General features: G+C 40.9%; 24 protein-coding genes and 2 pseudogenes. 14 read left to right on the top strand and 12 right to left on the bottom strand.

From position 1 onward, the window contains the following. Window positions 1-83 precede the first annotated feature (83 nt). On the bottom strand, window positions 84-1,700 hold the full coding sequence (locus V7K31_RS15345) for a hypothetical protein (protein WP_335095152.1): 1,617 nt from the start codon (window positions 1,698-1,700) through the stop codon (window positions 84-86). Window positions 1,701-2,178: 478 nt separating this feature from the next. Here V7K31_RS15345 and V7K31_RS15340 point away from each other — a divergent pair, with 478 nt between their 5' ends. The 5 genes from V7K31_RS15340 to pstB all read left to right on the top strand — a co-directional run bounded on the left by V7K31_RS15340 (window position 2,179) and on the right by pstB (window position 7,203). After that, entirely contained in the window at window positions 2,179-3,336 is a 1,158-nt protein-coding gene (locus V7K31_RS15340) for a sulfate ABC transporter substrate-binding protein (protein WP_335095151.1), read from the top strand. 85 nt (window positions 3,337-3,421) lie between these two features. Continuing rightward, window positions 3,422-4,423 carry a PstS family phosphate ABC transporter substrate-binding protein gene (locus V7K31_RS15335; protein ID WP_335095150.1) on the top strand — a complete coding sequence of 334 codons (1,002 nt, stop codon included), beginning with the start codon at window positions 3,422-3,424 and terminating at the stop codon, window positions 4,421-4,423. A gap of 49 nt (window positions 4,424-4,472) precedes the next feature. Beyond that, window positions 4,473-5,414 carry a phosphate ABC transporter permease subunit PstC gene (gene pstC, locus V7K31_RS15330; protein WP_335095149.1) on the top strand — a complete coding sequence of 314 codons (942 nt, stop codon included), beginning with the start codon at window positions 4,473-4,475 and terminating at the stop codon, window positions 5,412-5,414. Between the two features lie 9 nt (window positions 5,415-5,423). Continuing rightward, complete coding sequence (gene pstA / locus V7K31_RS15325) at window positions 5,424-6,323, top strand: phosphate ABC transporter permease PstA (RefSeq protein ID WP_335095148.1); 900 nt, start codon at window positions 5,424-5,426, stop codon at window positions 6,321-6,323. A 52-nt stretch (window positions 6,324-6,375) separates the two neighbouring features. After that, entirely contained in the window at window positions 6,376-7,203 is an 828-nt protein-coding gene (pstB, locus tag V7K31_RS15320) for a phosphate ABC transporter ATP-binding protein PstB (RefSeq protein ID WP_335095147.1), read from the top strand. A 260-nt stretch (window positions 7,204-7,463) separates the two neighbouring features. On the opposite strand, the gene V7K31_RS15315 is transcribed toward pstB, so the two are convergent. Continuing rightward, the gene (locus tag V7K31_RS15315; protein ID WP_335095202.1) at window positions 7,464-7,556 is read right to left on the bottom strand and encodes a UPF0175 family protein; all 93 of its coding nucleotides are present in this window, start codon (window positions 7,554-7,556) and stop codon (window positions 7,464-7,466) included. A gap of 306 nt (window positions 7,557-7,862) precedes the next feature. Between V7K31_RS15315 and V7K31_RS15310 the strand changes: the two genes are divergently transcribed. The 4 genes from V7K31_RS15310 to V7K31_RS15300 all read left to right on the top strand — a co-directional run bounded on the left by V7K31_RS15310 (window position 7,863) and on the right by V7K31_RS15300 (window position 11,420). After that, a complete protein-coding gene (locus V7K31_RS15310) occupies window positions 7,863-8,288 on the top strand; it encodes a hypothetical protein (protein WP_335095146.1) in 426 nt (141 codons plus the stop codon). Between the two features lie 146 nt (window positions 8,289-8,434). Continuing rightward, window positions 8,435-8,659, top strand: a complete 225-nt coding sequence (locus V7K31_RS15305; protein WP_335095145.1) for a hypothetical protein — start codon at window positions 8,435-8,437, stop codon at window positions 8,657-8,659. A 21-nt stretch (window positions 8,660-8,680) separates the two neighbouring features. Then, window positions 8,681-9,205 carry a DUF3883 domain-containing protein gene (locus V7K31_RS31885; protein ID WP_442941292.1) on the top strand — a complete coding sequence of 175 codons (525 nt, stop codon included), beginning with the start codon at window positions 8,681-8,683 and terminating at the stop codon, window positions 9,203-9,205. 109 nt (window positions 9,206-9,314) lie between these two features. Continuing rightward, window positions 9,315-11,420 (top strand): single-stranded-DNA-specific exonuclease RecJ, encoded by a 2,106-nt coding sequence (locus tag V7K31_RS15300; protein ID WP_335095144.1) that lies wholly within the window; start codon window positions 9,315-9,317, stop codon window positions 11,418-11,420. A gap of 102 nt (window positions 11,421-11,522) precedes the next feature. Here V7K31_RS15300 and psb30 read toward each other — a convergent pair whose 3' ends face one another. Then, complete coding sequence (psb30, locus tag V7K31_RS15295; protein ID WP_069068686.1) at window positions 11,523-11,666, bottom strand: photosystem II reaction center protein Ycf12/Psb30; 144 nt, start codon at window positions 11,664-11,666, stop codon at window positions 11,523-11,525. 216 nt (window positions 11,667-11,882) lie between these two features. On the opposite strand from psb30, the gene V7K31_RS15290 reads away from it, so the two are divergent. The 3 genes from V7K31_RS15290 to V7K31_RS15280 all read left to right on the top strand — a co-directional run bounded on the left by V7K31_RS15290 (window position 11,883) and on the right by V7K31_RS15280 (window position 13,162). Further along, complete coding sequence (locus tag V7K31_RS15290) at window positions 11,883-12,233, top strand: YkgJ family cysteine cluster protein (RefSeq protein ID WP_334996642.1); 351 nt, start codon at window positions 11,883-11,885, stop codon at window positions 12,231-12,233. A 102-nt stretch (window positions 12,234-12,335) separates the two neighbouring features. Next, window positions 12,336-12,773 (top strand): TMEM165/GDT1 family protein, encoded by a 438-nt coding sequence (locus V7K31_RS15285; RefSeq protein WP_335095143.1) that lies wholly within the window; start codon window positions 12,336-12,338, stop codon window positions 12,771-12,773. 86 nt (window positions 12,774-12,859) lie between these two features. Beyond that, window positions 12,860-13,162 carry a TMEM165/GDT1 family protein gene (locus V7K31_RS15280; protein WP_335095142.1) on the top strand — a complete coding sequence of 101 codons (303 nt, stop codon included), beginning with the start codon at window positions 12,860-12,862 and terminating at the stop codon, window positions 13,160-13,162. A 209-nt stretch (window positions 13,163-13,371) separates the two neighbouring features. Here the strand turns inward: V7K31_RS15280 and V7K31_RS15275 are convergent, their stop codons facing one another. Together V7K31_RS15275 and V7K31_RS15270 are read right to left on the bottom strand one after the other, a co-directional pair. After that, window positions 13,372-14,298, bottom strand: coding sequence for a cobalamin-binding protein (locus V7K31_RS15275; protein ID WP_335095141.1), 927 nt, complete (start codon window positions 14,296-14,298; stop codon window positions 13,372-13,374). Between the two features lie 54 nt (window positions 14,299-14,352). Beyond that, the gene (locus V7K31_RS15270; RefSeq protein ID WP_335095140.1) at window positions 14,353-14,484 is read right to left on the bottom strand and encodes a hypothetical protein; all 132 of its coding nucleotides are present in this window, start codon (window positions 14,482-14,484) and stop codon (window positions 14,353-14,355) included. 213 nt (window positions 14,485-14,697) lie between these two features. On the opposite strand from V7K31_RS15270, the pseudogene V7K31_RS15265 reads away from it, so the two are divergent. After that, window positions 14,698-15,954, top strand: a pseudogene (locus V7K31_RS15265) (sensor histidine kinase); the annotation flags it as partial. 64 nt (window positions 15,955-16,018) lie between these two features. Here the strand turns inward: V7K31_RS15265 and V7K31_RS15260 are convergent. Continuing rightward, the gene (locus V7K31_RS15260) at window positions 16,019-16,465 is read right to left on the bottom strand and encodes a GNAT family N-acetyltransferase (protein ID WP_335095139.1); all 447 of its coding nucleotides are present in this window, start codon (window positions 16,463-16,465) and stop codon (window positions 16,019-16,021) included. Between the two features lie 441 nt (window positions 16,466-16,906). Continuing rightward, window positions 16,907-19,906 carry an L-glutamate gamma-semialdehyde dehydrogenase gene (gene pruA, locus V7K31_RS15255; protein WP_335095138.1) on the bottom strand — a complete coding sequence of 1,000 codons (3,000 nt, stop codon included), beginning with the start codon at window positions 19,904-19,906 and terminating at the stop codon, window positions 16,907-16,909. A 557-nt stretch (window positions 19,907-20,463) separates the two neighbouring features. Here pruA and V7K31_RS15250 point away from each other — a divergent pair. Next, the gene (locus tag V7K31_RS15250) at window positions 20,464-21,108 is read left to right on the top strand and encodes an HD domain-containing protein (protein WP_335095201.1); all 645 of its coding nucleotides are present in this window, start codon (window positions 20,464-20,466) and stop codon (window positions 21,106-21,108) included. Window positions 21,109-21,218: 110 nt separating this feature from the next. On the opposite strand, the gene V7K31_RS15245 is transcribed toward V7K31_RS15250, so the two are convergent. The 5 genes and pseudogenes from V7K31_RS15245 to V7K31_RS15225 all read right to left on the bottom strand — a co-directional run bounded on the left by V7K31_RS15245 (window position 21,219) and on the right by V7K31_RS15225 (window position 25,107). Next, window positions 21,219-21,947 (bottom strand): HEAT repeat domain-containing protein, encoded by a 729-nt coding sequence (locus tag V7K31_RS15245; RefSeq protein WP_335095137.1) that lies wholly within the window; start codon window positions 21,945-21,947, stop codon window positions 21,219-21,221. Between the two features lie 169 nt (window positions 21,948-22,116). Continuing rightward, entirely contained in the window at window positions 22,117-22,962 is an 846-nt protein-coding gene (locus tag V7K31_RS15240) for a HEAT repeat domain-containing protein (RefSeq protein ID WP_335095136.1), read from the bottom strand. 29 nt (window positions 22,963-22,991) lie between these two features. Then, a pseudogene (locus tag V7K31_RS15235) lies at window positions 22,992-23,219 on the bottom strand (phycobilisome linker polypeptide); the annotation flags it as partial. A gap of 69 nt (window positions 23,220-23,288) precedes the next feature. Then, a complete protein-coding gene (locus V7K31_RS15230) occupies window positions 23,289-24,158 on the bottom strand; it encodes a phycobilisome linker polypeptide (protein WP_335095135.1) in 870 nt (289 codons plus the stop codon). 136 nt (window positions 24,159-24,294) lie between these two features. Further along, on the bottom strand, window positions 24,295-25,107 hold the full coding sequence (locus tag V7K31_RS15225) for a phycobilisome linker polypeptide (protein ID WP_335095134.1): 813 nt from the start codon (window positions 25,105-25,107) through the stop codon (window positions 24,295-24,297). Between the last annotated feature and the right edge of the window lie 178 nt (window positions 25,108-25,285).

The following is a 25,285-nucleotide window of genomic DNA, read 5'->3' as shown; positions in this document are numbered from 1 at the left end:
TAGGCTTTGTACGAAAGTGAGATCCCCCGATTAAATTAACAGGACGCAAAGATGCAGAGAGCTATTTCATGAATTTTTAATTGTTAAGCTTCATCTACCCAATAAAGATAATATCGTTCACTATCCACCCAGGCTCTCTGAAAATCTTTGATCGGAATAATCTTCAAATCATTGCGGTTAACATTCAGTTTTTTATTTAAAATCAGCAACATTTTCTTTTGCTTATCTTGATTTTTGAATAGAGAATTAATTTGGTTTAATATCTCAGGTTGTTCGACATCTTGACGACCTTTTTTAAATAGGGTAAAGCTTCCCATTTTTTGAAGCTCAGGATAGTAAAACTTTCGATTTAGATAACCTGATAAAGGAGCCATATTTGCATCTCGACTGGCAACAATAAACTCATTAGCTAACCCAGCTTTTTGAATATATTGAGCTGTTTCCCGACTGGCTGAAAATGGTACAACTAAATCTCTTGAAAAACTATAAATACCTCCTCCAAACTGGACATAAAGAATTAGCATCAAAGCGATATTATGCCATTTGTTCACAAATATAATTGAATTTAGACGAATAGAAAACTTGTTGAGTAAAACTGGAGACTCTTGATAATAACTTCCCAGCCATAAAGCTGCTATCAGAACTAAATAGAAATGTCCAAAATGCCGAGGCATACCGATAAATCTAAAGTATGTAAAGGTAAATATTACACAATTACCTACAATGTAGAAAAAGAGAGCAACTGGCTTTTTAGATAATTTAATCAAGGTTAAAATTACAATGAATAGAGCAATTACCGCACAAACAATTAAATCCAGCCATTTTTTGTGTGCAGGAATAATTAAGAAATAACTACCAAATATTCTACCTATGCTTCTCAACAAATGACGGATATCTAATTGCATCAGCCAACCATTATTTAACCCACCATAAAGATAACTATCTGTCGGAGGAGTAAGAATATAAATGGATAAAATAAAAGAAAGTGTGATAAATAGAATACTTAAAAATAAATCGTATTTTTGGCTTTGACTAAAATACTGCTGGCGATGTTCGCTATCAAAACAAAATTCAGCTAGCAAAGTCAATGATAAAGAAAATGATACAAATAAAGCATAAGCACTACTATTTGCTAGTAAACCCAATAAAATTGCCAAATAAACATAAGTTATTTTTCTCGATGAAAAAACTGTACAGAATGCAAAAATGAACAACATACTAAAGGCATAATTTCGAGAGATTAAAAGATATTCATAAAAAGGAAAGAAACCAAAGGAAAACAGGAATTTTTGTTGAGAATTAAAAGGGCTATATAGGCAAAAGATAGCAACTGAAACAACTGTAATTGCCCAATGAAAAATTTGCATAATCATCGGATTATCAACTATTTTTCTCAGAATTGCCAAAGAAAAATACCAGAGAACAGGATGACCTTCGTAATGAATATTTGCAATTAAATCGCCCAAAGATTCACTATCTCTGACAATCAGCCAGGGATTTAGTTCATCTCGCCACATCGAATGGTTAAGAATACCTATTAAACCAAGAACAGAAAAAATAATGATAATAAACCAAGGGGAATTAAAAGGTAATTTAGAAGTATATTTGATAATCTTTTGTTTTAACATTGTTAGCTCAGAATGAAATTTATTTGGCTCAAATTTATATATGTACGGTGGGTTGTCCAGCCATAGAGTCATACATCCCTCTGCTTTGAGAAATAAATAGATTACCACATTCTTGAATGAGTTTGTGAAATCTAAGTTGGTTACGCAAGGGGGTAATTGCTGTAGCAGTGGGTAGCGATGATATGTATATTGTTCAAAGTTTTGGATGATATAGCCAGGATGCGATCGCACCGATCGTATCCCAAATGTGCAAAATGCCCTTCAGATTGGAAGTCTGGTAACGTTAAGTTGACTATTTGGTATTAATTATCACATATTTTTTGGCAAATATTATGTATGAATATTATCGAATTTTTTCGCTTCACAGTAAAAACAAGTCATATTTTTCCAATGCGTTGATAAATTCAGATTTATTTGCAACTTTCGATGATCAATTGCTGACTAAGTAAAAAAAATTGAAGCCAGATGATAAATATTATTCTATATACCCTATAATCTTTTTAATTACGGTATCAATCTAGAAATACCGTAGATTTAGGGGTAAATTCTGATGAGCAAGTCGCAACAACCGACGCAATTGGGTAAATTTCTAATTGAAGGAATGCAAGTTTATGCTGTGAAAGCTTTGCAGACCATACAACTTTCGTATCAACATACAATTAGAAGTTGGTTGAATGGACGCACTGTGCAAAGCTTTGTGAGTCTGTTTCTTATAGGTGCTTTTTTGAGTGTAGCAGTTGCCTCCTGCTCTGGAAGCAGTTCAGCTAGCAAAAATGATGTTAAACTAAAACTCGTTTCTTTCTCTGTCACCAAAGCGGCTCATGACCAGATAATCCCCAAATTTGTGCAAAAGTGGAAGCAAGAACATAACCAAAACGTCACATTTGAGCAAAGTTATGGGGGTTCTGGCGCTCAAGCTGCTGCTGTGATTGCAGGTTCGCAAGAAGCAGATATAGTACATTTGGCACTTCCCCTGGATGTCAACAAAATTGCTCTTGCAGGTTTAATTAAATCAGGTTGGGAAATAAAATCACCGAGAAGTGGTATTGTTAGCAGATCGGTTGCTGCGATCGTCACCCGCGAAGGCAATCCCAAAGGCATCAATACTTGGGCAGACTTGGCAAAAGATGGCGTGAAAGTGATTGCGGCTAACCCAAAAACTTCTGGTATTGCTATCTGGGAATTCTTGGCTTTTTGGGGTTCTGTGAGTTTAACCGGAGGTAACGAAGCCACAGCATTAGATTATGTCACCAAAGTTTATAAAAATACTCCGATTCTAACGAAAGATGCTCGTGAAGCTAGCAATTTATTTTTCCAACAAAATCAGGGTGATGTCTTAATAAACTACGAGAATGAGGTAATTTTAGCAGGTAAAAATGGGACTAAACTACCTTATGTTGTACCCCAAGTCAATATTTCCATTGATAATCCTGTAGCCGTAGTTGATAAAAACGTTGATAAACACGGTACAAGAGAAATTGCACAAGCATTTGTTGATTTTCTTTACTCCACAGAAGCTCAACGGGAATTTGCAAAATTACAATATCGTCCTGTTAACCCCACTGTCAGCCAAGAAGTAGCATCACAACATCCGCCAATTAAAACTTTATTCACATCTCAAGATTTAGGTGGCTGGGATATTATCCAGAAAAAGTTTTTTGGAGATGGGGCAATTTTTGATAAAATTCAAGCTGCGAATAAAGCATGATATCTATATTTTTCTTGCAAGATTATCTACTAGCAGATAACCAAGCATAAGGAATTCTTCAGTCACTTTACTTAATTGATAATTTATGAGCTTTCGTAGCAAATTTAAGCATAGCTTTATCCTCACATTTTTAATCTTTATTGCCAGCAGCATCACTGCTTGTAGCAGTAATGAAGAAAAGAAAAGTCAGGTGAGTATTGATGGTGCAGCTGTAGGTTTCCCTATTTCTTTAGCAGTTGCAGAAGAATACGGTAAAGTCAAACCGGAAGCTAAAGTAAGCGTTGCCTCAAGTGGTACTGGTGGTGGTTTCAGTAAATTTTGTAATGGTGATATTGATATTGCTGGTGCTTCTCGTACCATTCGAGATGAAGAAATCAAAAAATGTAAAAGTAAGAATATTAAATTTGTCGAGTTGCCTGTAGCTTTAGATGGCATCGCTGTGATTGCTAACCGTCAAAATAACTTCGCCAAATGTCTAACTATTAAGGAACTGGGCAAGATTTGGGGCGGCAAATCAGACGGTAAAGTATTGACATGGAATCAAGTTAATCCAAAATTCCCTAATGAAAAGCTGAAGTTGTATGCTCCATCTTCGGATACGGGAACATTCGATTATATGACTCAAGCTGTGACGGGCAAAGCCAAGAATGGCCGTACAGACTACACTGCCACTCAGAATCAAAACCTTCTCGTACAAGGAGTCTCAGGTGATGCAACAGCTTTGGGTTATGTAGGGATATCTTACTATATTCAAAATCAAGAAAAACTGAATCTAGTTGCTGTAGAAAGTCCTACAGGAAAGTGCGAAAAACCAGTTCCAGTAGATAATGTGATTAAAAATATCTATACACCTTTGTCTCGTCCTCTGTTCATCTATGTCAGTAAAAAATCCTTAGATACTAAGCCAGCAGTAAAAGAATTTGTAGATTTTTATCTAGAAAATTCTTGGAAGTGGGTAGATAGTGTTGGTTATGTGGCACTACCTGATGAAGCTTATATTAAGGTAAAACAAAAATTTGCTACTGGTGAAACTGGGACAAAGTTTAAAAAAGCCAAACCGGGTGAACCAATCACAAACTTTATTTAAATAAAGTCCGAGTCATTGTAGTCTGATTGTAGTCAAAAATTAACTGTTTATGCAGAATACTAATTATCAAGATGATCCTTATCTACTATCCAGACAGTCACTGGATAAAAATGCATCTGAAGATATCTCAGAAAAGATTGTTGCGGCAATTTTATTTGCTTGTGCTTTAGTTTCAGTTTTGACTACCTTTGGGATTGTCGTAATTATCTTTCAAGAGACATTCAGTTTTTTCCAAGAAGTTTCTTTTGCCCAATTCTTTCTTGATAGTAAATGGACACCTCTATTTGCAAATAAGCATTTTGGAGTTTGGCCGTTGATTAATGGCACTTTCTTGACTACAGCTATTGCGATGGCAGTTGCTATTCCTTTGGGTTTATCTTCTGCTATTTATTTGAGTGAATATGCTCAACCCAAAGTAGCAGCAGTTTTACGTCCAGCAGTGGAACTTTTGGCAGGAATACCAACGGTAGTATATGGTTACTTTGCGCTGTTGTTCCTTACACCATTGCTGCGGAATTTGATCCCTCTGGAAATATTTAACGCTTTGAGTGCGGGGTTAATGATGGGGGTAATGATTACACCTACTGTTGGTTCTATCAGCTTAGATGCTATTAAAGCAGTTCCCCGTTCTTTGCGAGAAGGAGCTTATGCTTTAGGTATCACTAAACTGGAAACCATTTTTAAAGTAGTTCTACCAGCCGCACTTTCTGGAATCATCGCCTCGATTATTTTGGGTATTTCTCGCGCTGTGGGTGAAACAATGACTGTCCTCATCGCTGCCGGACAACAACCAAGATTAACTGTTAATTTTATGGAATCAGTAGAAACCATGACAGCTTACATGGCGCAAATTTCTGGTGGAGATAGTCCACGTGGTAGTCTCAATTTCAAGACATTATATGCTGTAGGCGCTGTTCTGTTTCTACTTACCCTTGCTTTGAATATTGTTAGTTACTGGATTGCTAATCGCTTTAAAGAAAAATACGACTAAATAGATGATATGGCTACAAGTTATCAACAAGATGATTCTCTAGATTCGGCGGCAGAATTTACCGATAATGTTGAGAGTAGGGAGACATTAGGGAAAGTATTTGAAGTACTTTTTTTGTTAGGATTGCTGATTGGTTTATTTGTCCTAGCGTTGCTACTTTTTGATATTTTTCGAGACGGATTAGGCAGATTTTTATCACCTGGCTTTCTCACGGAAACTCCTTCTCGTTTTCCTGACCAAGGTGGTATTCGTCCTGCGATTATCAGCAGCGTTCTTTTAGGAATTGTTGTGATTTTTGTGACTGTCCCTATTGGTGTTGGAGCAGCTTTATATCTAGAAGAGTATGCACCTAAAGCTTGGTGGACAGCGATTATTGAGATTAATATCAGTAATTTGGCGGGTGTGCCTTCTATTGTTTATGGATTGCTGGGTTTAGGGGTTTTCAATTATTTGCTTGGGTTTGGCCCCGCTTTGATTTCCGGTGCATTAACTTTATCTTTGTTGTCTTTACCAGTAATTATTGTGACAGCTAGAGAAGCAATTCGCGCTGTCCCAGATTCCCTGAGAAATGCTTCCTATGGATTAGGTGTTACCAAATGGCGAACTATCAGCAATCATGTTTTACCCTATGCTATTCCCGGTATTTTGACAGGGGTGATTATCTCTGTATCCCGCGCTATTGGTGATGCAGCTTCTCTAATTGTTGTAGGTGCTGTGGGTTTTCTCACCTTTAACCCTGGTTTGTTTCAGAGATTTATGGCATTACCCATTCAAATTTACAGTTACATCACTCGTCCTGAACCGGGTTTTGCTAGTGCAGTAGCAGCGACAATTATTGCATTGTTACTCTTGATTTTAGTCTTAAATGGTGTAGCAATTTATATTCGACAACGCTTTTCAATAAGTTAGGTAATTAAATATCTAATTGCGATACATTCACGAATATTAGGAGAATAGCTAAATGACTTATAGCAATAGTAAAAGTCAATCAGATAGTGCCACAATCGACCAAGATAAGGGTGTATTTAATGTTGAAGGTGTAAAGGTTTTTTATGGAGGATTTCTGGCACTTTTAGATGTTTATCTAAAGATTCCTGATAAGCAAATTATTGCTTTTATTGGACCTTCAGGATGTGGTAAAAGTACCTTACTGCGTTGCTTCAATCGGATGAATGATTTAATCCCTGGAGCTAAGGTTGAGGGTAGACTGAATTATCGCGATCGCAATATTTACGATCCTAAGGTAAATTCTGTAAAATTACGCCGCCAAGTCGGAATGGTTTTTCAAAGACCGAATCCTTTCCCCAAGTCAATATACGAAAATATTTCCTTTGGGCCGCGTGCTAACGGTTATAAAGGTAACATTGATGAATTGGTGGAAGATTCCCTCAGACGCGCTGCTATTTGGGATGAAGTCAAGGATAAACTCAAAGAAAAGGGAACTGCATTATCTGGCGGACAACAGCAACGGCTTTGCATTGCCCGTGCGATCGCCATGAAGCCAGATGTATTATTGATGGATGAACCATGTTCTGCTCTCGACCCAATTTCTAGCCGCCAAGTCGAAGAACTCTGCTTAGAACTCAAGGAGCAATATACCATCATTATGGTGACACACAATATGCAGCAAGCTTCGAGAGTGGCAGATTTCACGGCTTTCTTCAATACAGAAATTGACGAATATGGCAAGCGTCGCGGAAAATTAGTTGAGTTTAATCCTACGGCGCAAATGTTCAGTTCTCCTCAAACCAAAGAAGCTGAGGATTATATCAGTGGACGTTTTGGGTAAATTCGTAATTCGTAATGACGGTGGGGAATGCGTTATATCATGTCCGCTTGATTACTTATTAAACTTCAAGAACCCCACCCCGCCAAAGCTACGCTTTGTCTCCCCTCCGCGCTCTTCGAGAGGGGATTTAAGGGCAGATAATTGACAAGGAAATGAGGGGGCTGCTATCGGCAACAATGACAGAGTTAATCATCACGCAATTCATCAGCGATTTGGTCATTATCTAGGTTGATAACTGGGATTTGCAAACGTCCTAGTTCCTACATGAATTGGGGTTTTTTCATACTGCAAAAGGCGGCGGCTTTACCAAGAGATAGTCGGCGTAGCTCGAATAGTTTGACTGCGAGTAAAATGTAAGTTCTGCTTCTAATGCTTGGGGTGATTTGCCGGAGGTAATGAGTAAGTCATCGGGATAGTGAAGGGATACAATGTGCATAGTTCGCTTCTGTGTTCCTGATTCCTAATTCTTTTTTGATTATGGCTTACACCAGTCCAAGCAGTATAGCGATGTCTACGACGGGCTATTCGGCGTCGCAAATATGCTCAGTATCATCTGCCACTGTCAAGATAATCTCCTCAGCTTAATTCGAGAAAATATGCTGAGGCTTAATAGTACTAAGCTGGAGTAATATTTCAGTTTAGTACTTATACTGTGTATTATGTTTAAGTCTCTGTCATTTGCTTTAGTTGCAGCCACCATTCTAGTTGGATCAATCAATAATCCTAGTGCTACTTTAGCTAAAACTTGTGCCTCTAAGTGTGGGTCGCACCCAATTCAATTTACGCCTGGGCAACACATCCGAGTTGAAGTCGTCAATAGCACACCCAACCTGATCAAAATCCAAAAACCCTCCGGGACTGATGCAATATCCTTGAGTCCAGGACAGAAATTAAATTTAGAACAAATAGAGGGTACGGAGCCAAATACATCTCTGATATTTTGGAGCGAAAAGGGTTTATCGCTACAAGCAATTGTCTCGAAACCTAATTTTGGCACATTGCGGCTTGAACTCCGTCCGACTTTGCGCTCTCCGGGCGATCGCTCGTTATATATTATGGATGATGGTAGGATTAACGTGTTTTAGATTGCAAATAGTGTTATTAGTTATGAGTTAAGAAACAACCTTTAATTCATAACTCCTATGTACACTGAATTACTATGTGTTATCAGTGACATACTACTGTCTTCTATAGGACAATACGGTTATAACTTAAGTTAATAGTCTAATTTATGAGTCGAGCTAATACTAACAAACATGAGAATTATGAAATTCTTAATCTAATTGGATATGGTTTAGCTAAATTTGATATGGATTTTGTTAGAGAATTTAGTTTTAAAACTAAGCAAGATTTTTTTATTTATCTTGTAAACACTGGTATTGCTAAAACTATAGGAACAATAAAAAATAGACAAGATTTATTTGATCCTTTTTTTGAAAATGCCAGAAAAGGATGATGGCAAAAGGGAGATACATATATTCATCGAAAAATACTAATTGATTCCCTTTTTGGTTCAGAAGATTATAAATCTTATGCAAATATTATCAAACTTTACCTAGACAAAAAAATCAGTAGTAGTATAGATGCAAAATCTATAAGCCCTATTTTAAAGAGTAAATTTAAGCAATTACAAGATACTGGCAAAGCAGCAGAACTGTTTTTCATAAAAAATTATCAAAGTATCCAGGAATTTAAAGATGGTTTTTTAGAAGATGCCCGAACATTTGGAGATGGCTACGATTTTCAAGTAGATGTTTTCCAAAAAGCATTTTTAGCTGAAATAAAAGGCATTAAATCTAATTATGGTAGTGTAAGATTAACAAATAATGAATTCTTGAAAGCGCAGGAATATAAAAATGATTATGCTCTTGTCGTAGTAAGTACTTTGGAAGATGTTCCAAAATTTAGTATTGTTTTTGATCCTGTAAGCAATATGAACTTTACAAGAAACATTATATTACAAAAACAAATTACTTTTAATTCTAAATCTCTTAATTGGTGATATAAACATTAATAATTATATAATGTTCACAGCTAAATTTCTGCCAGAAATAAAAACGACAATTAATTAGTCAATATACATCCTAACTAAAAACCCCTAACTTTATACTGTGCTAGACCGACCTGTATCTGAACTCTCAAAACCTAGTAGGCGCTTACCTAATCAGCGCTGGCAAATTCATCCACAAAAACCAGAATTTGCCCAAAAGCTGGCGGTTTTGATTAATGTTTCACCCATTATCAGCCAGTTGTTGATTAATCGGGGCATGGAAACACCAGAACAGGTACAAGCATTTTTAGATCCAGAGTCTTTAGTCTTACCTTCGCCGTTAGAGGAATTCCCAGATTTGGCGATTAGTTTGGAGTTGTTGCAAAATGCGATCGCTTCTCAAACTAAAATTGCTATTTGTGGTGATTACGATGCTGATGGTATGACCAGCACTGCTCTACTTTTGCGTAGTCTCCGCACTTTAGGCGCAAAGGTAGATTATGCTATTCCCAGCCGGATGCACGAAGGCTACGGTATTAATAAACGCATAGTTGAAGAATTTCACAGCGAAGGTGTAGGGCTAATTCTGACTGTAGATAATGGCATCTCTGCGTTTGAACCAGTTGCTAGAGCTAGAGAACTTGGTCTTGCAGTGATTATCACCGATCACCACGATATCCCCCAAAAATTACCTCCAGCTAACGCTATCCTCAACCCCAAACTAATAGCAGAATCGTCACCTTATCGGGGTGTTGCTGGTGTTGGTGTTGCCTACATTTTGGCAGTGTCTCTAGCACAACAGCTAGGGGCGACTAAGGGCTTGATCCAGCCGATGCTAGCACTATTTACACTGGGAACGATCGCAGATTTAGCTCCCTTAACTGGCGTAAATCGCCGTTGGGTGAAACGAGGTTTACAGCATTTACCCAAATCTAACTTAGCTGGGGTACGGGCATTAATTCAGGTAGGTGGCGTGGAGGTGAGAGGAGAGGGAGCAGGGGAAGCAGGGGAGAAAAGCCCCAATCCAAAATCCAAAATCCAAAATCCAAAATCGTTAAAGCCTGAAGATATCGGTTTTCGCTTGGGGCCGCGAATTAATGCTATTGGTCGGATTGGTAATCCCCAGACTGTGATTGAATTGCTGACTACAGATGATATGGGGGTGGCGCTGGAACTCGCAAAGCAGTGCGAACAAACTAATACTAGTCGCCAGTTAATGTGTGAGCAAATTGAACAAGAAGCGATCGCTTATGTAGAAACAGAATTTGTTGCATCTCTACAAAAAGACCGTGTATTAGTTGTTGTTCAACCCAATTGGCATCACGGCGTTATTGGTATCGTGGCCTCCCGCTTGGTGGAACGTTACGGCGTTCCCGTGTTTATTGGTACTTATGAGGATGAGGAACATATACGCGGTTCAGCACGAGGGATTCCAGAGTTTCATGTGTTTGAAGCTTTGGAATATTGTCACGATTTATTAGGAAAATTTGGTGGACACAAAGCAGCCGGAGGATTCTCTCTACCAGCAGAGAATTTACAGGTGTTGCGATCGCGTTTGATTGAGTTTGCTAACCAGTGTCTTGAACCCCAGCATCTTAAGCCTCTGCTCAAAATTGATGCCGAAGTCAACCTCAATCACATCAATCAGCAGCTTTATCAACAGCTTAATGCTCTACACCCCTGCGGTATGGACAACCCCGATCCAGTTTTTTGGACACCTAATGTTCAAGTGATTGAGCAAAAAATCGTCGGGAAGGGTCACATTAAACTAACAATTGCCCAAACTATTGATAATCAAGAATACAAAATTAAGGCGATCGCTTGGCGTTGGGGCGACTATTTCCACTTACCACCACGAGTGGATGTCGCTTACAAACTGCGAGAAAATTACTTTAACGGTAAGACCACCATCGAGCTAGAATTAATCGGTGTCAGACTGCCAATTCAGGTTCAACAATTTTTTGCTTCGCCACCTATTCCGTCAAGCACCACCTTTGAATACAACCAGCGACATTATACTTGTGGTTTCTATAAAAACGGTATTGAAGCAGAATTAAGAATTAAAAATTCTGAAGGCAAAGTATTAGTCATGGAGCCAGGAGATATAATCGGTTTGCTGGGTACTAATCGTCAAAACGCTAAAGAGGTTGATATTTCTCAACCACCGTATGACAATATTATCCAAGCTGCCCTTCAGGCGTTATCAGTATTGAGTGCTGAGTTATGAATTATGAGTTTTAAGTTATGAGTTATGAGTTTTAAATTCCAAAATTTTCTTCTACTCAGCACTCCACACTTCTACTTACTCAGTACTCAGCACTCAGCACTGTTAAAGGTTACCGTTGCGAAATGCCAGCACAAAGATTACTGCTGGGCCAGCAATCACAATTAGCGCCACAGACAGCAATTGGAAGATTACTTCCCAATTGATACTGGTAAAAGCGTTAAACAAGTCAGATACAGCGTCAAACATTTTGCTTTTCTCCTCTCAATTGTTTTAAAAAATTCAATAACTTAATTACAAAACCCAAAATCGATCATATCTGGCTATGGTCTGTTAGATTTAATTTACTTAACAAAATTATAAGAAAAGATATAAAAACGTAAAATAAGCGGATTGGGCATTGATTATTCTCCCCACTCCCTACTCCCTACTCCCTACTCCCCACTCCCCACTCCCTAATTAAAAATGTCAACTTGGCAATGTGTAAAGCAATGTGGAGCCTGCTGTAATCTTGATCCAGCAGAGCGTCCAGATTTGGAAGAGTATCTCTCTCCACCAGAATTAGAACTCTACCTCAGCATGGTAGGCGAAGGAGGATGGTGCGTTAATTTCGACCATACCACGCGAGAATGTCGCATCTACTCCAATCGTCCTCGCTTCTGCCGTGTGGAATCAGAAGTGTTTCAAGATATGTATGGGGTTGAACCAGAAGAAGTCAACGATTTTGCCATTGACTGCTGTCGTCAGCAAATAGAGGGAGTATATGGCGATCGCAGTCTGGAAATACTACGCTTCAATAAAGCTGTTGGGCTTTAACATTCACTCCACCGCTTCTTTTTTTCTATAGGGTTGCAATTTATTAACAATCTGAGAATATGATAGAAATATGAAAACAACCTAGCAACAAAACTATTGCTTGTGAAACTTGACTCTGCTCCTTTGGACATATCTAGCATATCTCAGACTGAGATCGAGCTAGAACTGAAAGACAGCACTGATTTGAGCTTAACTCCTGCGATCGCGATCGCTCCGTCAGTTCAGCCTGTAGTTGTCGATAGTCCTCAAAAGCAGCAATCAGTGCTAGTAGTTTTTGGTACAACTTTTGTAACCATTTTTCTAGCAGAAATTGGAGATAAAACTCAGCTATCCACCCTGTTAATGAGTGCAGAATCTCATTCGCCGTGGGTGGTATTTATCGGCTCTGCGGCGGCGCTGATAACCACCAGCTTATTAGGTGTGCTTTTAGGTAGTTGGATAGCCAACCGACTCAGCCCGAAAACTGTAGAAAAATCAGCAGGCGTGATGTTGTTGGTGATTTCCCTAATGCTGTTTTGGGATATATTTACTAGTTATTAGTCATTAGTCATTAGTCATTTGTCATGGGGCATTGGTTATTAATTCATCTCTCTCCTTTTCCCCACTCCCCACTCCCCTTTAATTATATGGACTGGCATCTTTTAGGACTGAGCTTTATTACAGTTTTTTTATCAGAATTGGGTGACAAAAGTCAGCTAGCAGCGATCGCACTTTCAGGGCGTTGTAATTCCCCGCGTGCAGTATTTTTTGGCGCAGCAGGCGCATTGCTGTTGACAAGTCTGTTGGGATCATTAGCAGGGGGTGCAGTGGCGGAATTATTACCTACACGCGTCCTAAAAGCGATCGCTGCTGTGGGATTTGCCATGCTCGCTGCACGCCTGCTGTTATTTAACAATGAACCATCGGCAGATTCTGAACAAACACCATAAAAATGAGTCAGGATTCAGGAGTCAGAATTCAGAATGCTCCACCCATGAAGGCATGGAGTTCTAATAAGGAAGAATATTTAAATTTTCTTTCGCTCACAAAGGGCAAAGTTTTAAACCAATATTCATTACCCAGACATTGGCCGAACGCTTAGTCGAGCCATCAAACTCCAATTTATACTGAATTCTGACTCCTGAGTTCTGAATTCTTCTTATAAAGGTTCCCAACCGGTTCCTTTGTAGCCGTATTGAAAAATTTCTGGATGCAAAATTTCTGCCAAAATTTCTAGAGAATCTACCAGTCGTGGTCCTGGACGATTGAAGTAAGAATTACCATCAGTGATGTAGACTCTACCAGCTTGGGTAGCATGCAATTTTTCCCAGTCTAAATGTTGAGTTAACAAATTGGCTTCTTGGCGAGTGCGATTTAAATCAAACCCACAAGGCATAAAAGCAATTACATCGGGATTACTTGTTAATAGTGTTTCCCACGGCAAGATAGGAGAAGGCTGACCTGTAACACAAAATAGAGAGTGTCCTCCTGCTAAGTTAACTAATTCTGGAATCCAGTTGGCGGCGACCATCAAAGGATCAGTCCACTCAATGCAGGTGACAGTAGGCACTTCATTTAAAGAAAGTCCTTGGATTCTTTGCTGACAAATTTTGACGCGAGCTTCTAAGTTTTCTAAGATGTTTACCGAGTCTACGCCAAAGATGTTGCCAACTCGCTCAATGTCAGCCCAAACATCCTTGAGACTATTGGGTTGTAAAGAAATAATCTGGGGTTTACTGTCAATGAGTGTGGCAACTGCCTTTTCAACTTGGTGTAAGCTAACAGCACAAACATCGCACTGGTCTTGAGTGAGAATGTGGGTAGGCTGCAACTGCTCTAAAACATCTGTTTTGATTTCATAAATACTGAGAGCAGATTGCAATAAATTGTTCACCTCATCGTTAATTTCGCTACTGGAGGCATTGGAATTTAAACGTGCTTGGGTACAAATGGGACGGTTTTGGATTTCTGGAGGGTAATCGCATTCGTGCGATCGCCCTACAATCGCATCAACCAACCCTAGTGCCGCTAAAATCTCTGTTCCACCGGGAATTAAAGAAACAATTCTCACACTACTATCCGTCATCGTTTCACCTCCACAACAGCTGCCATTACCTTGATTTTGGCAAAATTTAAGACTTTAGGCATCTTTCTCTAGGGGAATCAACGGCAATACGCTTGGGTCAAGGCTAAAAACTAAAACTGGCGTAGGTTGGGTTGAGGAACGAAACCCAACATTATCAAGGCTTTGTTGGGTAACGCTTACGCTCAACCCAACCTACTATTCTTCTTAAGTGAACCGTATTGGAATCAACGGTGTTTTGCTAGTCAGTACTAAATAAAGATTTGATGAAACAAATAATACTTTTCGGATAGGAAAACCCTTATGAAGTAATTGTAGTTATACAAAGACGGTTTTACTTTTTACGTATAACTGCAAAACAAAATTATTTGTTCTTAAGGGTAACTAATGCAGGTGGTATCGGCTAGAGAGATTACAGAGCAGAACCAAGCCCAAGAGGCTTTACAATTCCGGGCGATTTTTGAGCGTTCCTCTATCGGCATAGGACTTATAGATATGAAAGCGCAGATAGTCGATACCAATCTGGCACTGTGCAAGATTTTTGGATACAGCCGAGAAGAACTATATGGCAAGCGCTTTACAGATTACATTCCCACAGAAAGGGGGGGGTTAAAACTTTACAAACAACTGATGTCAGGAATTCGCACAGACTTAAAGAGAACTTCGAGGGTCGGCTTCCAAGCCTCCGAAGATCAGGAACAGCTTGTCGCTAGACATTGCATTGAGATGGAAAGACGCTGCCTGCATCAAGATGGTAGCTTAGTTTGGACTCATATCTCTGTTTCTGTTATACCTGGCAGTAATGGTGAACCTGAGTTTTTTTTAGCGATGATTGAGGACATTACTGAACGCAAGCAAACAGAGTTGAAACTGCGTGCCTTTCAAGAAGCAGCAGAAGCAGCCAGTCGGGCAAAAAATGAATTTTTAGCAACCATGAGCCATGAGTTGCGGACACCTCTGAATGCGATTATGGGTTTGTCACAGTTGCTGCAACAAGAAATAGTTGGCTCACTCAATGAAAAGCAGAACGAATATGTAAATTCTATATATAGTAGTGGTGAACATCTGCTGGGACTGATTAACGATATCCTTGATTTATCTAAGGTAGAAGCAGGCAAAGAGCAACCGTTACTCTCAGCTTTGGCAGTGTCAGATTTATGTAATTATGCCATCTGGACAGTGCGCGATCGCGCCTTAGAAAAGGGATTGCAACTCACGCATGAAATTGACCTAGAAGCGGATATTTGTATTGCTGATGAACGGCGTATTAAGCAAATGCTACTCAACCTGCTAACCAATGCCATTAAATTCACCCCAACCGGACAGGTATCGCTGGTAGTCAAAAAAGTACCGCAAGGGATAACGTTTGCAGTTTCAGATACTGGAATTGGGATAGACTCAAATCAGTTTAAATTTATATTTGAACCGTTTAAACAGCTTGACAGTCGGTTAAATCGTCAGTATGAAGGCACTGGTTTGGGTTTAGCTTTAACACGCAAATTAGCGCGTTTGCATGGTGGAGATGTTACCTTCACATCGACTTTGGGAAAAGGTAGTCAGTTCACTCTGTTTCTACCAAATCCAGTGCATTCGAGAGATGGGGCAGAAATCAATTCCAAATTTCAAATTCCAAATTTAACGCATCGCGGCAGTCTCTAGCCTCAACTCTTAGTAGGGTAGGGATTAGAGCGGGTTATGGAACGAAGTGGAAATATAGTATATTTTACTTTGACGGTAAGAAACTTTTCCTCATTTTCACATGGGGAATACTGGCTTCTTCAAAGATTTCTCCGTCTTCTACAAAATCCAATTTTTTATATAAATCTTTCACATATTCTTGAGCATGAATCACTACTTCGGGGATATTTTTATTAGCTATAATCTCTAGTGCTTTGATCATAATTTTCTTACCAATACCTTGTCCTCTAGCTGTAGACAAAACAGCAAGCCTTTCTATTTTGGCAGTTTTCTCATCTAAATATCTAATTCTGGTAGTACCCACAACTTCCTCATTTAAATAAGCAATTAGATGCTCAGATATTTCATCTTTGCCATCAAACTCTAAAGCGGGATCTACACCTTGTTCTTCTTGAAATACTGCTATTCTAATTGCTTGAATTGCCGGAAAATCTTCAGGTAATTCAGCAACTTTTATAACTAAATTACTCATTAAAGTCTCTCTACGATTTCTACATATAATAGACCTCTTGCAAAAGTCCTTAACACCCCATCCCCAACCCCTAAGAGCTTGCGGGGAGGGGAGCGTTTGCTTTACTCAAATGCGGGGTGGGGTTCTTTATTTTTGATTTATGCAAGAAGTCTAATAAGTAGGGCATATAGGATTACTATTTGATTTTTGAAAAAATCTAAGTGTTCGTAGGGTGTGTTAGACGGAACGTCGTAACGCACCAAGAGCTTGAGATGGTGCCGTACTCTCGGCGCTAACACAACGCCAGTTGCTACAACGGAGGGAACCTCCCTTCGGGTTCGGGGGTTCGCAATCGACGCCAAGCGCCAAGACTGCGACCCCCTCACCGCAACGCACTGGCTCCCCTACGTATCTTTTCAGAAATCAAATATGAGTCCTATATGCGCTACCTACTCTTGTAGTTTAATCTGCGCCTTCAATTGGTGCAAAACCTTGGCGCTGAATATTTTCTGTGACTGCGCGTGGTTCCAAAAATTGCAAGAGGTAATCAGGCCCGCCTGCTTTAGAACCTACTCCAGAAAGTTTGAATCCACCAAAGGGTTGCCGCCCAACGATCGCTCCTGTAATATTGCGGTTAATGTACAAATTCCCAACTTCAAACTCTGTCTGCGCCTGTTGAATGTGCGAAGGCGTTCTAGAGTAAAGTCCGCCAGTCAAGGCGTAGTTTGTACCGTTGGCGACTGTTAAGGCTTCCTGGAAATCTTTCACCCGAATTACCGCCAACACAGGGCCAAAAATTTCTTCCTGGGAAATTACCGCATTGGGCGATACTTCACTAAAGATAACTGGGCCGATAAAATATCCTTGTTCTGGTGCTGGTAATTCTAAAGCTAGTTGTGCTTCTGCCTTACCCTTCTCAATATACTCGCGGATGCGATCGCGGGCATTAGCATCAATCACTGGCCCAACTTGTGTACTCGGTAACTCTGCTTCCCCAATGTTCAAGGATTTTGTCGCTTCCACCAACCGTTGCACAAAGGTATCATAAATTGGTTGCAGCACAATCACCCTTGAGGCCGCAGAACATTTTTGTCCACTGTAACCAAATGCCGACTGCACTACGCCCACAACAGCTTGGTCTAAATCAGCACTTTCATCGATAATAATGGCATTCTTGCCGCCCATTTCCGCAATCACCCGCTTCATGTGCTTTTGTCCAGGTTTCAAAATTGCCGCCTCTGCGTAAATTCTACAGCCGACTTCCTGGGAACCTGTAAAAGCAATTACATGAGTATCTGGATGATTTACCAAATAAGCGCCGACTTGCGAACCCTTGCCAGGGACGTATTGAAATACACCTTTGGGAAAACCAGCATCTACCAAGATTTCTGTGAGTTTCGCTGCAATAACAGAAGACGTTTCAGCCGGTTTGAGGAGAGTACAATTGCCTGAAACCAAAGCAGCAACCGTCATTCCACAAGCGATCGCTAGCGGGAAATTCCAGGGAGAAATCACCACAACAATTCCCCGTGGCTGGTAAATATAACGATTTATTTCGCCCGGAATGTCGTAATTCACACCTTCATCTAATCGTTCTATCTCATCAGCGTAGTATCGGCAAAAGTCTATCGCCTCAGAAACCTCTCCATCAGCTTCCTTAACTGGTTTCCCAACTTCCAAAACCATCCAAGCTGAAAGTTCGGCGCGGCGTTCTTCCATCAAATCTCCCGCTTTCCGCAAAATATCAGCGCGTTGTTTAGCTGGTGTTTTCTTCCACCCAGGAAAGGCCGCTTTCGCAGCTTCCATCGCCTGTTGGGCTTGTTCAACGCTAATCAACCCAACTTTACCAACTACCTCACTGAAATTAGAAGGATTCAGAGAATCAACAAATTCCGGCGTATTAACATACTCGCCATTAATCAGGGGCAAATAAGTTCTACCCAACTGTTGACGAACGCTTTGGAAAGCTTGAGCAGATTTTCTTGTCATCTCTTCCTCAGCGTAATCGGTATCAGCAGCACCAAGGAAATGAGAGACGCGATTAATCCCGTCTGTACTTTGGAGAGACGCGATTAATCGCGTCTCTACGTTGACAATCGGCGGCGCTAATAATTCTTCAATCGGTCGATTTTCGAGATTTTGCCGTAAAAAAGAACTATTAGCCGTATTTTCCAACAACCGCCGAATTAAATACGCCATTCCAGGTAATAATTCACCATAAGGACAGTAAACTCTCACCCGATAACCTCTGTCAACCAACGCCTTTGCAACTTTATCACCCATACCGTAGAGGACTTGTAATTCAAAGCGACGGCGAGGCACATTTAAACTTTCAGCGATAGCAATGGCGCGAGAGTGCGATCGCACATTATGGCTACCAATGGCAGAATACACATATTGATGATTTTCTAGCAATAACTGAGTGATGGTTTCAAAGTTAGCATCACTTGCCGCTTTCTCGTTGTAAACTGGTTGTGGCCAATGCTTCTGCGCTGCTTTGATAGTTTCCTGATCCCAATATGCGCCTTTCACCAAGCGGATTGTCAGGGGATAACCGCGCTGTTTCAACCAAGAAATTAAATCTTTGGTATCTTGCTCACTATCACGCAGATATGCTTGAATTGTTATGCCAATATCTGTGCGTTGGCGAAACTCTTCTTCTAGTAACAGTTTTTTCAAGATGCTGAGAGTTATATCTTTATAGGCATACTGTTCCATATCAAAATGCACAGCTGCGCCTAATTCTTTAGCACGACGTAAGAGAATCCGAATGCGATCGCTAACTCGTTCCTCACTACCTTTAGCATCTAGAGGATCAAATTGGGAATAAAACGCGGTTAATTTAACAGAAACCTGAACTTTTGGTATCAGTTCGCCATCAGCCTCATCAATAGCTGGGATAGCTGTCCAATTCTTCGATGCTTCCACCAATTGTTGCATTAATTCTAGATAGCGTTCTAGATAAGACTGCGCTTCAGCTTCGGTAATCACCGCTTCACCAAGTAAGTCGATGGTGAAAGCCATTTTTTCTTTTCGCAGTCGTTCAACTGTTTTGATGACTTGTTTAATATTTTCACCAGAAATATATTTATGAGCAAGAGTTTCAACCGCAGTACCAACGGTTGTAGCAGCAACTTGTCCTGGCATAGAGTCGGGGTTAGCAAAATTGAGCATTCCCTTCAAAGCTGCCGGTAATTCTACAGACTCATCTCCGAGATATTCTTGTAAATGTGAGGCAATTTCTGATTTACTATGCAAAGCAGGTAGCGTATCTATAAAGCGAAATAATTGCACCCGCAACCCAGGATTACCCATCGCCCAAGCTAGTAATTTATCATCCCAGCGCATTTGATCCCGCAGGGAAGAAAAAAACGAACGATTTTCCTGCGTTGCTGCGAGAAGTTGTTTAGCAATTTCTTGGGTTTTAGCTTCGTAGGTGCTTGTTTGTACTTGTAATACCACTGATCATAAACTCCGTTAATCAAGGCAAGGCTTTTTGTATAAAGCCTGTGTCTTCTATTTTGACGCTTTCATATATTTAGTGGGGAGTGGGGAGAAATCAATTCAAAATTCACGCATTGAAGAACTTCTGCCTTCTGCCTTCTCTTTCTCAATGCCCAATGCCCAATTCAATCACAAGTGTTATCCTTTTGGTAAACTACCCCCACCTGCCTAACGGCTGAGGTGGGAACTTTCAGGATTAGTTGCCTTGGCAGACTTCACAAGTTGGTAGCTGATGACGTGATTAATGTGAGACTGAAAACGATGAGACATATACATTGAAGATTGTGAAATTGGTAATTCGTCGCTTACCCATTCCCTACTTTTACTGCGTTCAAGATTGATCGTAGGTAATGCTCCTCATTACCAGCTATTCCTCCCCACCCTACTAAGAGTTGTTAGCGTAGCGTCTCGTAGAGAGGGTGGATCTACTTCTAACTTGATGAGACAAATGTTGCAGCCCAAAAGATTAGCTCAGTCATATTAATAGTGTGAATACTATTGTGAATACTATGTTTATGCCTACAGAAAACCTCACCCATATCTTATTTTCTAACTGGCAACACACACTCAAACCCTTTGGTGTTGAACAGGTAGCGGCTGAGAAAGCCTTTAATTGCTTGGTTGCAGCTTACTCTACCCCCGATCGCTACTACCATACACTGAAACACATTGATCACGTCCTGGGCACAATTCAGATTTTGCAAGGCTACACTAACAACCTAGCTGCTGTTCAACTAGCTGCCTGGTTTCACGATGTAGTGTATAACTCTCAAGCTGAAGATAATGAAGAACGAAGCGTAGACTATGCTTTGAAATTGCTAAGTAATTTGGGTATTCCAGAAAGTACTATCACTACTGTCACCCGTTTGATTCTGAACACTAAAAAGCACCAAGCTGCGGTGGATGACTATGATAGCCAAGTTCTACTTGATGCAGATTTAGCGATCTTGGCTACTAACCTAGTGCAATATCCAGAATACGCTCATGCCATTCGCCAGGAATATGGCTGGGTGGCACAGGCAGAGTATATCATAGGTCGTCGGCAGGTTTTAGAAGAATTTTTACAGCGATCGCATATCTACTTTACACCTTTAATGTCAGAGTTCGCCGAACCATCTGCCCGTGGCAATATCCAGACAGAAATTCAGTCTTTATGTTAAAAGCAGTCTAGAAGCAGTTTTTAGAGATTGTCTCGTTTTCAGCCTCTGGCTGAAAACGAGATTATTCCCGATGAATTGGGAGAGCAACGTCCGTCTTACGGCGGGGTATTTCACCGTCTGCCAGCACCACGATAAGGCACTTCCGGCACTTCAATGTCTTGTAGCTTTCTTTTCGGTGCAAACGTTTCTTGATGTTGTTGCGGCTGAATTTTTTCCTGTGCCAACCTTACACGGGTGCGAACTCCCAGATCGGCATCTGTATTGAGCATTTGCTGAAGTTGATTTGTAATCCGCGACGCTTGATCGGGTAAAGTGACTGCTATTGCAATGGCTAGTGTTTCTAAACTCGTCACTGCTGCATAGCGCACTACCCACTCTGGATCTTGACAAATTAGTAATAGCGCCTCTAATACCTGAGTCTGAACAGATTCCAGTTTCTCAGACGGTATTTGATGCCAGCGCAAAGTGCCTAATCCTCTGGCAGCTGCCCGCCGCACACTTAAGGAAAAATCGGTTTTTGCTGCCTCTAACAAGGTATCTAGCGCCCGGACATCACCAATTCCCGCTAAGGCACGAATAGCCCACGCTCTAGCACCGTAGTTGTAGTCATCAATTAGTTGCAATAGTGGGGGTACTACGGTTTCCCCGATCGCAATTAGTCCATCTACCGCCGCCACCGCCGCCCCTGGATTGTTATAGCCTAAAGCTGCAATCAGAGTGGGAACAGATTCCTCTATACCAGCTGCTGCTAACTCTTGAACTGCGTCTACTAGCCGCTCTGATGAGTCTGCTTCTTGCACAGCACGGATTAATATTTGGGCAAGCTCACTGTTATTCATAGGAATTTTTCATGAGTAATTAGTCGTCAGCCAATTGTAGCTTGAGTTATCCGTAGTTGGCATCATACATAAACCCCTAGCCCTGATTTTGCAGTCGGGTTGGGGGTTTATGTGTGACAAATATTTAATTTAAACGTATTAATGACAACTGATTATCTAGAACTTAGGACTACAACAGCGAGTCCATCAAATTCATCACTTTAATCGCACCTGCTGAGAAAGTGCTTGTTGCTGTGTGGTTAACTTGATATTCTAGTAATCCTTTAAGAGAAATTAGCTTCAGACTATTTTCGGCAAGAGTCTGTGCGATCGCATCTGCTGCGGGTAGATATCCAATCGCTCCTAAATCTGCTAACACTGCTCGACGCAATTGCAATTTCTCACCCCCTAAAGCCTTTACCAACCGTTCTCCATAAACTGGTTCTTGGGTTAATTGATACATGGCTCGTGCGGCAGCATATTGCACCAATTCGATTGGATGCTCTAAGAATGGCTTTACCAAAGGGATACACTCAGTCGCTTTCAAAGTTCCCAAGGCTTCTAAGATGGAGTCGTAAGGTTGAGATAAATCAGGCTGGTTTGATATGAGTTGCTCTCCCTGCAAACCTACTACTAATAGCTTGATCAGGGCAGGAATACAAACCGGATCACCCAACATCTCTAAAGATTGTGCCGCAGCTTCCCGGACATAAAAATCTGAGCAGTCTAAACACCCAATTAAAGGTGATACTGCCTGGCGATCGCCTAGTTTCCCCAAGGCTCTAGCTGCGTTCCGTCGCAGAGGATATCCACCTTCTGGTGTGCGATCGGCTTCATCCTCTAAAGCTTTAATCAGTCCTGTAACCGCAGCTGGTTCACCGATGCGAAACCTACCCAACCACCAGGCAGCATAAAATCGCAAGCCTAAATCTGCACTTTCAAGATTAGCTAGAGCTTGCTCTACCGTTAAAGATTCACCATCGCCAAAGTTACTTGTCGGTGATAAATCTTCAAATTTCTGCGGACTGGAATTCATTATCAAGAAGCAGGATGGCTTTGTGTGCTATTTGTTTGAGCTTCAGCGTTCAATGGCTGAATACTAACTATTTTGCCACCTAAGCGAGTAATCCTCTGCATTTCTTGATTCATCCGGTTCTCAGGTACTGTGAAAAACACAGTGGCACTTGAACGGATCGGATAGTTAGTTTTTTCGGTTTCTTCACTTTGGCGTAGACCGACTACTTCATACCGAAAGTAACGACTACTACTTCTACTACTAATTTGTCCAAGCATAAAATTAATTCCCAATTCTAAATTGTCATTAGTCCTTGAATAATGACTAATGACGATTGACAAATGACACTAAAGAGGCTTCACACTGGCGATTTTACCACCTTGTTTTACCACTCTCTGGAAGTAACTAGATAGTTCTTCATAAGGTATAATCACCGCTTGATTAACACGGCGGGTGCTAGGATACCCAGCCCCAAAAACGCCTGCTACTTCAATGCGGTAGAGTCTGCCTTCTTTACCAAAAGTTCCCGCACCACCGAAAGTACTGTTGGGGGTAACGCCTTTTTCCGAAGCAACGTATGAAAAGCCTGAAGGACCGCCGGAGGGAGGAACAACGATGGATGCACTATTGCGACCTAGTTCGCTAGCAAGGCGTGAGGACTTGCCTTTAAGTTGGGACGTATCGCTACTGGCATAGCCGCGATAAAGTTGGAATATCCGGCTAAATCCTACAGTTTTCTGTCCTGTTTGGGTTTTAAAGCCGCGATAGTAAGGCACAATATTTTCACCAAAGTTAGATTGATACTCTGGCGAATCAATATAAGAATCGATGTCGGCTTCATATCCCTTGTTTTGATACAAGTCTAAGTGATAGACCACATCAGACTCATCATAGGGGGCACGACCCAACAAATGTTTATAGTTGAGTTCGATGACGCGAGTTTGGAAATTGTCGTAGAAAAACTTGGATTTGTACAGTTCTGATTTAGCTACTTGACGCACAAACTCTTGCACTGTATTTTTTCCATCCCGCAGGATAGATTCAGCACTTGTAAGGCGGTCAGATGCCAATATGTAGTTGTTGCCCAACACCTGACGATAGACGGCAGCAATTACTCTCTCAATGTCTTCTTTGCTTGCATTTGGACGCAATTCTACAGGAGCCTGATCACTAAAAGGCTCTGTCCCCAGACGGGACGCTGCTGTTGTAATAGCCATTGGTAATTTTCCTTTTCTAATTGGTAATTGGTAAGGGGAGTGGGTAGAGAGACGCGATGTTCCTCGCGTCTGTACGGGAGTGGTGAAATTCCCTACTCCCTACTCCCTACTCCCTACTCCCCACTCCAGTAACTATTTATACGGCTGTAATGCTAATCACTTTACTGCCCTTGCGATTCAACTGCTGCAATTTACTAGAAAGTTGCTCGTAGGGTACGATCAATTCCGCAGTTCCCCGCCGCACTACAGTCGAGTTTGGGGAAGCTGCTTGTAGCACTCTGATGCGGTATGTTTCCCCGCGACCACCTGTAGAGAGTCCTGTTAAGGCTCCGGCGGAGACTGGATAAATGGGTGAAGCCAGATTTTTAGCCACTTCCCAGGTTAGCCGTCCTTGTTTTTGTCCTTGAGAGCGATCGCTATTGGCATAACCCCGATACAGTTGGAACAGTCGGCCAAATCCAACGTTTTTCAGTCCTACTTGACTTTTAAAGCCTCGATAGTAGGGCACAACATTTTCGCCAAAACTCTCTTGATATTCTAATGAGTCAATGTAGGAATTAATCTCAGCTTCATAACCTTGGGAGTTATAAAGCTCAACATGGTACGAAATCTCTGACTCATCTTGTGGGGCACGCCCCAATAAATGCTTATAATTCAACTCGATAAACCGAGTTTGGGAATTAGAGTAGAAAAACTTATCCCGATAGAGTTCCGATTGAGCAATGGCTTGCACAAATCCCCGAACTGAGATTGCACCTTGCTGCAACAGTGATTCTGCACTCTCTAGACGCTCTCCTTCCAGTAGGTATTCATTACCCAATACTTGACGGTAAGCCGCCCGGATAACCACTGCCACATCCGCTTCTGTTCTATCGGGACGGAGTTCTACGAGTGCTGAGTTTTCAAATGCTCCAATCCCTAATCTTGCTGCTTGTCCCAAAGCTGCCATCTTTAAACCTCCTCAGTTTTAACTACAAAACTGAAAACTTTTTAGAAAATTTTTTTCTAATCTTTTAACAGTCTTATTAAATTGACAAAATCAAAAAATGCAGAACTACGTTCCCGTTTCTCCAGGGTTTTCAGCTAGCCTTTCTGATAAAACTGCCCGGAGAGGTAAACAACTCATA

Origin of the sequence: Nostoc sp. (genome assembly GCF_036917675.1) — a bacterium.
Lineage (GTDB): Bacteria > Cyanobacteriota > Cyanobacteriia > Cyanobacteriales > Nostocaceae > Nostoc.
The sequence above is the reverse complement of the archived record's forward strand: the minus strand, read 5'-3'. Positions and strand labels throughout refer to the sequence as shown.